The following is a 12547-nucleotide window of genomic DNA, read 5'->3' as shown; positions in this document are numbered from 1 at the left end:
TTTTGCGCTATGATTAAAAAATTCAAATTCTCGGGAATTTTGACGGTTTTCTTCATCTTTATCTCTGCTTTCATATTTTATTCTTGTGAAGAATTTTCAGAGGTTGGGACTCCACCATCGCTCGGAACTCAAGTTAAATTTGATAAGATAGTTGCAATTGGGAACTCAATAACTGCTGGCTTTCAAGATGGAGCCTTGTTCGAAGGTGCACAAAATTATTCTTATCCGAATTTAATTGTTCAGCAAATTAATAAAATTGGCGGAAATGTTACTTTCGTGCAACCGTTGATTAGCGAACCTGGCATTGGGACAAGGTTGCGTTTAACTTCGCTTACGCCGGTTCAACTTCAACAGCAAATGGTTACTGGTTCGCCTAAGAATTCAACTCATCCTGCACCATTTAATAATCTCGCTGTTCCTGGAGCAATTCTCTATGATGTTTTAGATACCACTGATTTCGCAACCAAATCAGTGCAGAGAGGAAATCCATTTTTCCAAATTGTTTTAAGGAGCAAGGCATTAGGACCAACTATGTTCCATCAGGCTAAGGCATTGAATCCAACATTTGTATTTTTCTGGATGGGTAATAATGATGTTCTCGGTTATGCTGCAAGCGGTGGAACAAGGGGAACTGATCCGACAGGTAAGCTTCCGACTCCAGATGTAATTTTCCAGCTTCTTTTCAGGCAGGCAATTGACTCGCTCCTTAAGATTAATTCAACAGTGAAAGTTGCTGTAGCCAATATCCCTGATGTAACTGTAATTCCATTTTTCACAACGATACCATGGTTTATTGTTGATCCAAATACTGGCCAACCTGTTAAAGACGCTCAAGGTAATTTGATACCATTGATCGGTATAAAGGGTGGTCAGCCAGCTCAGCTTGGACCTGGAGATTTAGTTTTGCTTACCGCAAGTTCCTTAATTGCAACTGGATATGGACTTCCGAATGTTCCACCATTTAGTCAACTTCCTAATGCAGGAAAACCACTACCCAATGAGTATATACTTGATGCAAGTGAGGTTTCGATTGCAAGAACAGCAATTCAGAAATTCAATCTGATAATTGATACTGTCTTAGCAAATCCGGCAAGAGCTGGAAGAACTGTGAAAGTTGACATCTATTCAAGGTTAAACGAGGTTAAAGCGCATGGACTTGAGATCGCCGGTGTTAAATTCACGACCGATTTCATAACCGGTGGACTTTTCAGCTTGGATGGAATTCATCCATCAAATCGTGGTCATGGGATAATTGCGAACGAATTTATCAAGGCAATAAATACTAAGTTTGGTTCTAATATTCCTTATGTGGATGTGATGTCGTTGCCCGGAATTCAATTGCCTACTTCTTCCATTGCCGAGGGTAAATATCAAATACCTAAAATTCCAGCCGAGGCATTAAAAGGTGTTGTTGAACTTTTCGTGTCAAGGTAAGGCGTTGATTTTGCTTTAAACATACGGGGCGTGCTTTTCGCACGCCCTTTTTATTTTTGAAGTGAAATTTTTTAAATTTGCTTGCAAGATTTTGAAATAAAAAATTAGGGACAAATGCTTAATCTTGTCTTGGCTATTGTTTTTAAGTTATCTTGTGGGTTCAATTCCGACAAGCATAATCGTCGGGAAGCTTGTTAAAGGAATTGATATAAGAAATTACGGCAGTGGCAATCCCGGTGGGACAAATGTTATAAGAGTAGTTGGTTTGGGTTGGGGAATTTTTGTGATTTTATTTGATGCTTTTAAGGGTTTCTTTGCGACTGCTTTTATAGCGAGATGGTTTTATAGCGATGCTTTAATTCTTAACTTGACTACGCTACAAATAATAGCTGGATGTTTTGCTGTGATTGGGCATATATGGACGATTTTCGCTGGGTTTAGAGGCGGTAAAGGGGTTAGCACATCTGCGGGTATGTTGTTGGGGATAGCCCCGTTTGATCTTTTGATCTCTTTTGTGATTTTTGTTATCATCGTTGCTATAACAAGATATGTTTCGCTTGGTTCAATTATATCTGCAATTTCTTTTCCATTTGTAATTCTTTTCACCGAAAAGATTTTGAAATTTAAGCATCATGACTTTTTTACAATTTTGATATTTGGCAGTATAATTGCTGTTATCATCGTACTCCGTCATAGAAGCAACATTGAGCGACTTCTTGCTGGAAATGAAAACAAGTTAAGTTTTAGAAAGAAATCATGAAGATATCAATTATTGGTTCGGGTAGTTGGGGCACGGCGCTTTCAATTTTGCTCAATGACAACAAGCACAAGGTTAAATTATGGTTTAGAAGAAAAGAACTGCTTGAAAAAGTCAAAATTGAGCGGGAAAATTCCATTTATCTTCCGGGGGTTAAAATTCCAGATGAAGTTTTCCTGACATCAGATTTAAACGAGGCGTTGGATGGAGCTGAGATAATAGTTTTAGCTGTTCCGACGCAGCATTTAAGAGGTATTATTTCAAGGGAGGAATTTAAAAATTGCAAAGGTAAAATTATCGTCAATGTTGCGAAGGGAATTGAAAATGAAACATTGATGAGGATTTCAGAGATAGTTCATGAGGTTTTGGGTGTTGATGAGAATTATTGTGTTCTTTCTGGTCCAAGCCATGCTGAAGAGGTAAGCCGAAAGATGCCAACAGCTGTTGTTGTTGCTTCGTTTAATAAGGATGTGGCTAAGTTTGTCCAAGATGTTTTTATTAACAATTATTTCCGTGTTTATACAAGTGAAGATGTTGTCGGGGTTGAACTTGGAGGGGCGTTGAAAAATATAATTGCCATTGCGACGGGAATCGCTGATGGGATTGGCTTTGGGGATAATACACGGGCTGCGATAATGACGAGAGGAATTGCTGAAATAGTTAGATTGGGCATTGCAATGGGTGCGAAACTTGAAACATTTGCTGGTCTTTCTGGGATAGGTGATTTGATCGTTACATGCACAAGCAAATATAGTAGAAATAGATTTGTTGGTGAACAAATTGGTAGAGGCAAAAAGCTTGATGAAATTTTAAAAGATATGGTCATGGTTGCCGAAGGGATCTGGACTACTATTTCAGCTGTTAAACTTTCAAAAAAGTATGATATTGAAATGCCGATAACTAATTCAGTTTACGATGTTTTATTTAACGGAAAAGATCCGATGAGCGCAACATCAGAACTTATGGGTAGAAGTGCAAAACCTGAGGTTTGGGGGCTCAAAAGCAATAAATTATTCTAAAGTTTCCTCGCTAGCACAACTGTAAGTTTTTCCTGAAACTTTTCACCTTGCTCTGATTCCGCTTCGAACAAAATTATATAAATTCCGATTCTTAATTTTCTCCCGTCATCAGAAGTCCCATCCCAAAGCAAGTTTCCGCTCTTCGTCGCAAATTGATTGACGGCTAAATTTCTAACAAGACGACCGTAGGAGTCGAAAATTTTTACATTTAAAATTCCAGAGTTAAATGGGAGCACATATGAGATCAAACAAACATCTTCAAAGCCATCTCCATCTGGTGAAAATGGGTTCGGTGTGACTTTTACAGACGGAGTGTAAATTTGCTGAGATATATCGATGAAAGCGGTGTTTTTTCTTCCGGGCGTTCCACCGATTTGAGATGACGAACTTGTCCAGCTTGACCTTTCAAAGGATGGTAAATTGGGGTTTATTTTCTCAAGCGCTCTTCCTCTTTTGTCGATTATCATTGAACTATGCCAGCTTGAGTGATATCTTACGCTGTCAATTATTTTCCCCGTAAGATCAGTTATAACAACATCGTCGAAATCATTGTTGAGGTTTAAACCCTTGTTTAAAATAACCAATTTGAAATTAATTGAATCACCTTGCGAAATATATTTGAAAAATGTTGAATCAGGGGCGATGATGAGATATTCACCGGGGTTGAGGAGCAAATTCGTCGATGAAATGTTTATGAAATTGGCTTTTCCATCTTGACTTCTCATATCGTTAAACTTCCAATTTTTTAAATTAACGGATTTGTCGGAGCGATTAAATAGTTCAATATATTCACAGTAGCCGGATAGTGGCTCAAACATTATTTCGTTTATAACTACCGAAGTTGTCGGAAAGCCAACATTTACACTTTTTATGATCCTGTTGTTTTTTAAATCTTCATCATTTGGAAAATCAATGGAGAAGATAAGAGAATTTTCACCTGGCTTGAGGTTCGAAATTTCAAGATTTAGCTGAACCGAATCTTTTTTGTTTAACGGGACTTGGTAATTTTGATCGAATATGAGTTCATTTTCAGTTTCAGTTGAGTCAAAGTTAATGTCATTGTAAACTTTCAGCGAAAAGCTGTTAACTTGATTTAACCCCCAATTTTGAACGGTGATTTGAGCGTTTAAGGTTTTGTCATAATCCATCGAATTTGGCGTTTGAATTGTTCGGATTCTTAAATCAAAGTTTTTTCGCCTTGAAAAGTTTTCCTTTCCAGGCGTTGCTTTTATAGTATCAGGAGGAATAGACCAGTTAAGTGAATCAATGCTTGGTTCTGTAAGATCAATCCTTTCTATTGAAGACCCCGTCTTCCCCCAACTTCCAAAGTAGTACAATGAATCGATTTTAAATTTAGTTTGATCATAAATTGCAACAGCATCGCCTGAGTTGTTAAGTGTTGGCAGAGAAAGGGTTATTATCTTTGAGTTGATATCGTAAAAGTTTAAAATCGTGCTATCTTTTGATAGAACAAGGTATTCATTTGGGAAAATTAAAAAATCACTTTTGGTTATTATAACTTCGCTTGAGGCGTCGGATACATACCAATTTTTCAGATTTATCGTATCATCGCTTGCGTTATATATTTCAATCCATTCTGGTTCATCCCCAAGCGGGGCAAACATGATTTCGTTTATTAAAATCGATTCTTCGGGATATGAGACTTCAAGTTTGATTTGCAAAGAATTGTTAAGCGTATCCTCGTCTTCAGGATGTGAAACAATTGCTGTTAAGATGTATGGTTTAGTCTCGATCGGTGTGAAGTGAAAAGTTATAAAAGTTGAATCAGCGGGAGCCAACGGCTCAGCGTTGAGTTTTTCTCCGATCAAATCACCGTTTTCGTGGTTTATAAGTTTTACTGTGAAATTTTCAAGTGCGAGTTTTCCGATATTTTTCACCGCTATGTTTAACTTAACGGGGTGGAGTTTTAAAATTGGTTTTGTATAGCGGATGTTTGTAATTGTTAAGTCTTTGTCCTTCTGGGTAAGTGAATTCTTTAATAATGGGGTTGCCCTAAATGGGCTTTTCGATGTTCCCCAATTTGATGCGGAGTTTGAAGGTTGATCTGGAGAAACTCTTTCAAGGGAAAAGCCATTCGTCCCTCCGAAGGTTGAAAAATAATAAACCGAATCAATTAAGTTTTCATACTGATCGTAGATTCTAACTGCATCCTCATCGTTGTTAAACGCTGGAAGTGATAAAATCAAAATTTTATTTCTATTGGGCCACGGGTAGATGAATGGGAGGGTGTCTTTTGATGTTATAATTATGAAATCGGCTGGATTTATGATGAAATCGACATTGATCGTTTTGAGTGTCTGTGAATCGCCAACCTTCCAATTCTTTAGGTTAACCGGTTCGTTTGTTCTGTTGTATAATTCTATCCATTCTGGCTCGGGAGATTTTGGGGCATACATTATTTCATTTATCACGATGGAGTTAAATGAAAGTGGCGGTGGCAAAATCTTTATCGTTTTAATTACGAAGTTATTAGCAGTATTTTCATCAAGGGGGAGTAAAACCCGTAAGATCGATCGATAATCCCCCGAGATTAATCCGCTTATGTTAAGTTCAATTTGAATAGAATCCGTTGATTCAATTCTTTGAGACAAGGGAATTTCGGCAAATTTTTCGTCGTCTTGAAAAATTGAATCTTTATTTACATCGATAAGAAACTCAACCTTAAAGCTTTCAACTGGATTAATTCCAATGTTATAAATTGTCGTTTTAATCTTAAAGCTTCCACCTTGAAATATCTGCACTGGCTCAGTTGTAAAAGTTTTTATCGCAAGGTCGTTAAATTTAGCCATAATGCTGTTTTTTCTCCCGGGTGTGCTTCTTTCTGGATCTGTTGAAATCCCCCAAGTTGATTTTAAATTTGAGTTACCGTTGGGATATATTCTCTCAATCGAGTATCCGCTCACAACCCAACTTCTTTTGTAATAAACGCTGTCAATTACAAAACCAGTCGAATCAAAAATTACAACTGCATCTGAATCATTTCTGAATAAGTAAGTTGGCATCTGAGGAACAATGAAAACTTTTGAAGGTATGTTTGAGTGAAAATAGAAAATTGTATCGCTTTTGGTTATGATTGCGTAGCTATCGGGTTGGAGCACGTAATCTGAGTTTGTGATCGTGTATTTGGTTGATGTGTTCCTATTTGAAATTTTCCAGTTTTTTAAGTTAACGGATTCGGATGAGAAATTTAAAATCTCTATCCACTCAGGTTCACCACCTTGAGGCGCATTCATTATCTCGTTTATTATAACTCCTTGAGAAAGGAGATTCGTTGCAAGGAAGAGAAGAAGGACTACTTTAATATACTTCGTCATTACTCAAGCGTTTGTTTTTTGTGATGAAAATAGTTGATGCTACAAGAACTAAACTTGTTATCAAACTTCCCTCGGGACCAAATTTGCCACCAGATATTATGTTTTCCGATGTTATTTTAGCATTAAAAATAGGTTCGATCAAGCTTGAACCGCTGACGGGCAGGGAGTAAAAAATAGCCTTGAAAGAAATTCCACGAAAAATGTAAAGAGATAGGCAACCAAAGGGAGCGAGTTTTTATGTACGATGTTGAAAGCCAAACGCCCGCAAGGAAGATATTTAAAAGTGCAATTAGGTTTACATTTGGATTTTGAAGGTGTGCAAGTGAGAAAACGAGTGAAAAAATTAATGTTGCAATGATTGGATTTGTTCCGTCTATTAATCGTTGGAAAGGGTAGCCACGGAATAAAATTTCTTCAAAAAAGGCGACCAACAAGAAAAGTGAGAGAGCTTTTAGAATTTGTGGATATACTTGATTTAGAGTGAATTCGTATTTATAATACCCCAAAGTCAAGTTCACAACGACGACAAATGTTATCATAATGAAGCCAAGGATCAATCCGAAGGAAATTTCATATATTGTGTTTGGTCTCAACCTTAAACCAACATCCTCAAAATTTTTCTTCTCGAAAAATTTCATCATTAGGAAGGTTGATATCACGACTGAAATCAGTGCGATAAGCTCTCCAATGAAAATATCCGTGATCGGCAGGAATAAAGATAAACTTGAATTTAAAAGCAGGAGTAAAACGATGAAGTTTACAAAGAAAATCAAAATTTTCCAGCCATTGCGAATGTTGTTGTCTTTGTTTAAGAAAATTGTTTTCATTTTTTAAAATTTCTTGCTTTTAAAAAATCAACTGCTTTCCTGCCGATATCTTTTCTATAGTGCATGCCGTCAAATTTTATTTTTTCAACCGCTGAGTAAACTTTTTTCATTGTTCCTTCAAAATCATTTTCTTCGCCAATTGCAGTGACTCCGATGACGCGACCTCCTGAGGTTAAAATTTTACCATCAACCTTTTTCGTCCCAGCGTGGAATAGAATTATATTTTCCATCTTTTTGACTTCATCAAGCCCATAAATTTCTTTGCCGACTTCATAATCATCTGGATAGCCAGCGGAAGCCAGTATGACACAAATTGCTGTAGATTTTTTAATGTTGTAATTAAAATTTTTAATCCCGCCATCTATCGCCTTGAAAAACATATCAATTATATCGCCATCCAACAAGGGCAAAACAACTTGAGTTTCTGGGTCGCCGAAACGACAGTTAAATTCAAGGACTTTAGGACCCTCGGTTGTAAGCATCAATCCACAATATAAACAGCCTTTGAATTCTCTGTTTTCGTTTTTCAAGCCTTGAATTGTGGGTTTGATTATTTGAGTTTTTATTTTTTCAAGCGTTGTTTCGTCGATCATGGGGGTTGGAGCATAAGAACCCATGCCACCTGTGTTCTTGCCTTTGTCGTTATCAAATACGCGCTTGTAATCCTGCGCTGGTGAAAGGGTTATGAAATCATCTCCGTCGGTTATCGCAAAAACTGAAGCCTCTTCACCTTCTAAAAATTCCTCGATCACAATTTTTTCTCCAGCTGTTCCAAAGATTTTCTTGGAAAAATATAGATCAATTGTTTTGATTGCTTCATCAATGCTTTCGCATACCGTTACACCTTTTCCACCTGCGAGCCCATCTGCTTTTATCACAACTGGTGGAGTTAAACTGAGGACAAATTTTTTTGCTTTCTCAATTTCATCACATGTGAATGTCTCGTAATTTGCTGTTGGGATATTGTATTTTTTCATAAAATTTTTGGCGAAAACTTTACTGCTCTCAATTTCTGCTGCTATTTTCCGGGGACCAAAAATTTTTAATCCGTTTGATTCAAACAAGTCGACAATTCCAAGTGAAAGTGGGAGTTCAGGTCCAACGACTGTAAGGTCAATTTTGTGTTCAAGCGCAAATTTTAAAAGTGAATTTAAATCGTCAACCTTAATTGGAACTGTTTCAGCAATTTCGGCAATGCCAGCATTTCCCGGGGCACAGAAAATCTTTTCAACATTTGGGGATTGGGAAATTTTCCACACGAGCGCGTGTTCTCGTCCCCCGCCACCTACCACGAAAACTTTCATTTGCCCAAGTTTATTAATTTTTAATCGAAAGTTAACATCTCAAGTTCGCGGACGAGATTTATAATCACTTTTTTAATGTCGTAGCTTTCGAAATCTACCCTTGGCTTTATCTCTCTTTGATTTATGTAAAGTTCAAATGCTTTCGCGAATGTGTTTATAATTGAAGATGGCTCATTAATATCAGCTATTAAGCAATTTTTGTAATCACCAATGATATATCGGTAGTTATTTTGTCCACTGATTATTGCTATATATGGTTTGCCGGTTGCAGTGTAGTCGTATGGAACATTTGCGATGTCGAAGTCATCAAGATAAATAAGAAAATTTGACGAGAGAAGAATTTTTATATAGTTTTCGCGCTGGATATTTAAGTAGATGTTAACATTTTCTTTCAGTTGGAGTTTTGAAAGCAGGTTTATAACTTCGTTTGCAGGAATGCCGATTAAATTAAGTGAAAGTGATTTTTTGAAAAGCAGCTCCTTTTTTGCAAGGGAAGCAAGGGCAGTTAAAATTGGTTTAAATCTTTTAGCTGTGATTTTGCCGTACGATATCGTAAGTGTAAATTTATCGTCAACTCTGGGGCTATGGCCTTTAAATTCTGAGAAATCAAATCCAGTCGGAATTATCTTTATGGAATTATAATCAAGGAAAAGATAGTTTTGAAGCAGATGGTCTTTAACTTTTCGGTTATCTGCTATAATCGATGAGCAAGCTCTTAAAAGTTTTTCTTCTTTTGAGCCAATTAACCTTCTTTGGTGCGGGATTGAATGATAATCAACTATTAATGGAATTTTAAATTTTTTCGAGAGATAGGAACCAATTTTAATTGTTGAAAGCGGTGGTGCAAAGGCGATAATTGCGTTGTATTTGTCAGATCGTAGAATTTTTTCCCCAAGTTTAATCGCTTTGAATTTCCAAACATCCTCAGGCTCATCTAAACCAAAAACCCTTGCAATGTAAAATAAAAATTTTGAAGTTAATTCCTTCTTTGTATTTGGATATCGAACAGTTGCGATTTTTGAAAATGGTTTTAAAAGGTTAACCGCATACACTTTTGATTTGCTTTCCTTAACCGCTTCCGAAAGAGTAAAATCTTTTAGGGTTGGGAAAGTTGAATGGTTAAGTGTTAAAACAGATGAAGACCAATTGTAATCCAAAAGATGTCTAACGAAGTTAAGCACACGGATACTAGAGCCATAAACGACCGGTGGGAAATAATAAGTTATCATCAGAACTTTTCTCAACATCAAACCTCAATTAAATTTCTTGGCAACGAAGTTAAAATTTCAGCGTTTGAATTTATTAAAACATCGTCTTCGATTCTAATTCCAGCAAACCCCGGGAGATAAATCCCAGGCTCGATAGTTATGACATTTCCATTTTGAAGTATATAATCACTGCTTGGAGATATTCTCGGCAAGGTGTGAATTTCCGTTCCAATCCCATGCCCAAGCGAATGACCAAAAAATTTGGCGTAACCGTTTTGCCTTATGTAATCTCTCGCTATAGAGTCAAGCTCGTTTGCTTTTAATCTTTCCCTTACACCTTCTATTGCTTTTGTTTGCGCATCAAGCACAATTTGGTAAATTTTCTTTATCTCGGGTGATGCTTTCCCAATTGATATCGTTCGGGTTATGTCTGAGTGGTAACCGTTATAAACGCATCCAAAATCAATTAAAACAAGTTCGCCTTTTTTAAGTTTTTTACCCGTTGCAACTCCATGTGGAAGGGCGCTTCGCCATCCACTTGCAACAATTATGTCGAACGCATCCTTTTCAGCCCCAAGCTTCCTGTGTAGATATGTTATCTCAGATGCAATGTCAATCTCTGAAACCCCAGGCTTTATAAGATTCAAAATTTCGTAAAAGACTTTCTCGCTTATTTTTATCGCTCGTTTGATGTTTTCGATTTCATCCGGCGTTTTGACAGCGGCGATTTCCTCGATAAAATTTTTAGTTGGGATGAATTTTATATTTTTAAACTTTCTTTTCAGTTCAAGGATAAATGAAAATGGCGCGTGATCAGCTTCAAATCCTACTTTTTTAACTTTACCGAATATTTTTTTCTCTTGAATTAAATCAAGTGAAGTTTTGCCGATGGCGATGATTTTTCTAAAGTTTTTAACTTGATGCTTCACTTGTTCTTTGTACCTGAAGTCGGTCAAAAAGAAAGCGTCGGTTTTAGTCACGATACAAATAGCGGAAGAGCCGGAAAATCCAGTTAAATATCTTATATTTGGAAGGTGGGTTATTATGATTGCGTCGATTTTGAACTTGTCAAGTTTTTCTCGAACTTTTTCAAGTTTAATTTTCGAACTTACCATTTCAAAGATTTGATATACTGTAGTTTGGAGCTTCTTTTGTAATTATGACATCGTGTGGATGGCTTTCTCTAAGCCCAGCGTTTGTCATTAAAATAAATTTTGTCTTTGTTTTCATCTCTTCGATATTTCTCACACCGCAATATCCCATCGCTGATCTCAACCCGCCAACCATTTGATACACCACATCGCTTAAGTGTCCTTTATATGGAACCCTGCCCTCAATACCTTCTGGGACGAGTTTCTTTATATCATCTTCGATGTCTTGAAAATATCTATCGCCACTTCCTGCTTTCATTGCCTCAATTGAACCCATACCTCTATAAACTTTATAGCTTCGTCCCTCATACAACACTTTTTCTCCCGGGCTTTCTTCGGTTCCAGCAAATAGTGCACCTATCATAACTGAATCAGCTCCGGCTGCAATTGCTTTTGCAATGTCGCCCGTTTGCTTTATTCCACCGTCAGCGATTATTGGAATTTTGTATTTCATCGCGACTTCAGCGCAGTTCATGATCGCCGTAATTTGTGGAACGCCAACCCCTGTCACGACTCTCGTTGTGCATATTGAACCCGGACCTATGCCTACTTTAACAGCGTCAGCGCCAGCTTTTATCAATTCAAGTGTTGCCTCACCTGTTGCTACATTTCCAGCTACAACATCAAGCTCGGGAAATTTCTTTTTTATCTTTTTTAGCATCTCTATAACACCTTTCGAATGACCATGAGCAGTGTCTATCACGATAACATCAACCCCAGCTTTTTTAAGTTCTTCAACTCTTTCAATTGTGTCAGATTTAATTCCAACAGCTGCACCGACGCGAAGTCGTCCAAGTTCATCTTTGCACGCATTGGGGTATTTTTTCTTTTTTTGGATATCCTTAAATGTTATCAAGCCACGCAGATACCCATCTTTATCGACAACGGGGAGCTTTTCAATTTTATGTCTTTGTAAAATTTTTTCCGCCTCTTCAAGCGTTGTTCCAACTGGAGCAGTTATTAAATTTGAATTGGTCATGTATTTTGAAATCTCTGCATCTAAATCAGGTTCAAATCTCAAATCACGGTTCGTCAATATCCCAACAAGTTTGCCATTTGAGTCGATCACGGGGATCCCGGAAATTTTATAGTGGTTCATAAGTTCAAGGGCCTCGCGAACTTTTCTATCTGGCGTTAATGTAACCGGATTTAGAATCATTCCACTTTCAGAGCGTTTGACTCTATCAACCTCGCTTGCTTGCCTTTCAATACTCATATTTTTGTGGATGATCCCAATTCCTCCTTCTCTTGCAATGGCTATTGCCATTTCGGATTCTGTAACGGTGTCCATAGCTGCGCTTACAAGTGGGATATTCAATTTTATATTTCGTGTGAATTTTGTCGAGACATCAACATCTTTCGGTAAAACATCTGATTTCGCGGGAACGAGGAGCACATCATCAAAAGTATATGCGTGTCCTATTATTTTATGACGCCACAACTTATTATTTTTCGCCATGATTTTGAATTAAGATTTTGTTGACTTTAAAGTTCTTAAAATAAAGCAAGCAA

9 protein-coding genes are annotated in these 12547 nt (G+C 37.2%); 3 read left to right on the top strand and 6 right to left on the bottom strand.

The window, feature by feature from the left end; all coding sequences use genetic code 11:
• The first annotated feature begins 9 nt into the window (after positions 1 to 9).
• The 3 genes from AWW78_RS02195 to AWW78_RS02185 all read left to right on the top strand — a co-directional run bounded on the left by AWW78_RS02195 (position 10) and on the right by AWW78_RS02185 (position 3210).
• Entirely contained in the window at positions 10 to 1434 is a 1425-nt protein-coding gene (locus tag AWW78_RS02195; RefSeq protein ID WP_047133192.1) for an SGNH/GDSL hydrolase family protein, read from the top strand.
• 124 nt (positions 1435 to 1558) lie between these two features.
• The gene (plsY, locus tag AWW78_RS02190; RefSeq protein ID WP_244884373.1) at positions 1559 to 2194 is read left to right on the top strand and encodes a glycerol-3-phosphate 1-O-acyltransferase PlsY; all 636 of its coding nucleotides are present in this window, start codon (positions 1559 to 1561) and stop codon (positions 2192 to 2194) included.
• Positions 2191 to 3210 carry an NAD(P)H-dependent glycerol-3-phosphate dehydrogenase gene (locus AWW78_RS02185; RefSeq protein ID WP_047133190.1) on the top strand — a complete coding sequence of 340 codons (1020 nt, stop codon included), beginning with the start codon at positions 2191 to 2193 and terminating at the stop codon, positions 3208 to 3210. Before plsY ends, AWW78_RS02185 begins: the two co-directional genes overlap by 4 nt.
• On the opposite strand, the gene AWW78_RS02180 is transcribed toward AWW78_RS02185, so the two are convergent.
• The 6 genes from AWW78_RS02180 to guaB form a co-directional block, all read right to left on the bottom strand.
• Complete coding sequence (locus AWW78_RS02180) at positions 3207 to 6545, bottom strand: lamin tail domain-containing protein (protein ID WP_047133189.1); 3339 nt, start codon at positions 6543 to 6545, stop codon at positions 3207 to 3209. The two genes, AWW78_RS02185 and AWW78_RS02180, sit on opposite strands and share 4 nt — an antisense overlap.
• Before the next feature lie 122 nt (positions 6546 to 6667).
• Complete coding sequence (locus AWW78_RS02175; RefSeq protein ID WP_047133188.1) at positions 6668 to 7372, bottom strand: CPBP family intramembrane glutamic endopeptidase; 705 nt, start codon at positions 7370 to 7372, stop codon at positions 6668 to 6670.
• Positions 7369 to 8676: a phosphoribosylamine--glycine ligase gene (gene purD / locus AWW78_RS02170; RefSeq protein ID WP_047133187.1), complete on the bottom strand. Its 1308-nt coding sequence runs from the start codon at positions 8674 to 8676 to the stop codon at positions 7369 to 7371. Before purD ends, AWW78_RS02175 begins: the two co-directional genes overlap by 4 nt.
• 20 nt (positions 8677 to 8696) lie before the next feature.
• Positions 8697 to 9923 carry a glycosyltransferase family protein gene (locus tag AWW78_RS02165; protein WP_047133186.1) on the bottom strand — a complete coding sequence of 409 codons (1227 nt, stop codon included), beginning with the start codon at positions 9921 to 9923 and terminating at the stop codon, positions 8697 to 8699.
• On the bottom strand, positions 9923 to 10999 hold the full coding sequence (locus tag AWW78_RS02160; RefSeq protein WP_047133185.1) for a M24 family metallopeptidase: 1077 nt from the start codon (positions 10997 to 10999) through the stop codon (positions 9923 to 9925). Before AWW78_RS02160 ends, AWW78_RS02165 begins: the two co-directional genes overlap by 1 nt.
• Position 11000: 1 nt before the next feature.
• The gene (gene guaB / locus AWW78_RS02155) at positions 11001 to 12494 is read right to left on the bottom strand and encodes an IMP dehydrogenase (protein WP_047133184.1); all 1494 of its coding nucleotides are present in this window, start codon (positions 12492 to 12494) and stop codon (positions 11001 to 11003) included.
• Positions 12495 to 12547 lie beyond the last annotated feature (53 nt).

The organism is Candidatus Kryptonium thompsonii (genome assembly GCF_001535985.1).
GTDB classification, from domain to species: domain Bacteria; phylum Bacteroidota; class Ignavibacteria; order Kryptoniales; family Kryptoniaceae; genus Kryptonium; species Kryptonium thompsonii.
This window is presented reverse-complemented; position numbering and strand designations above follow the sequence as displayed.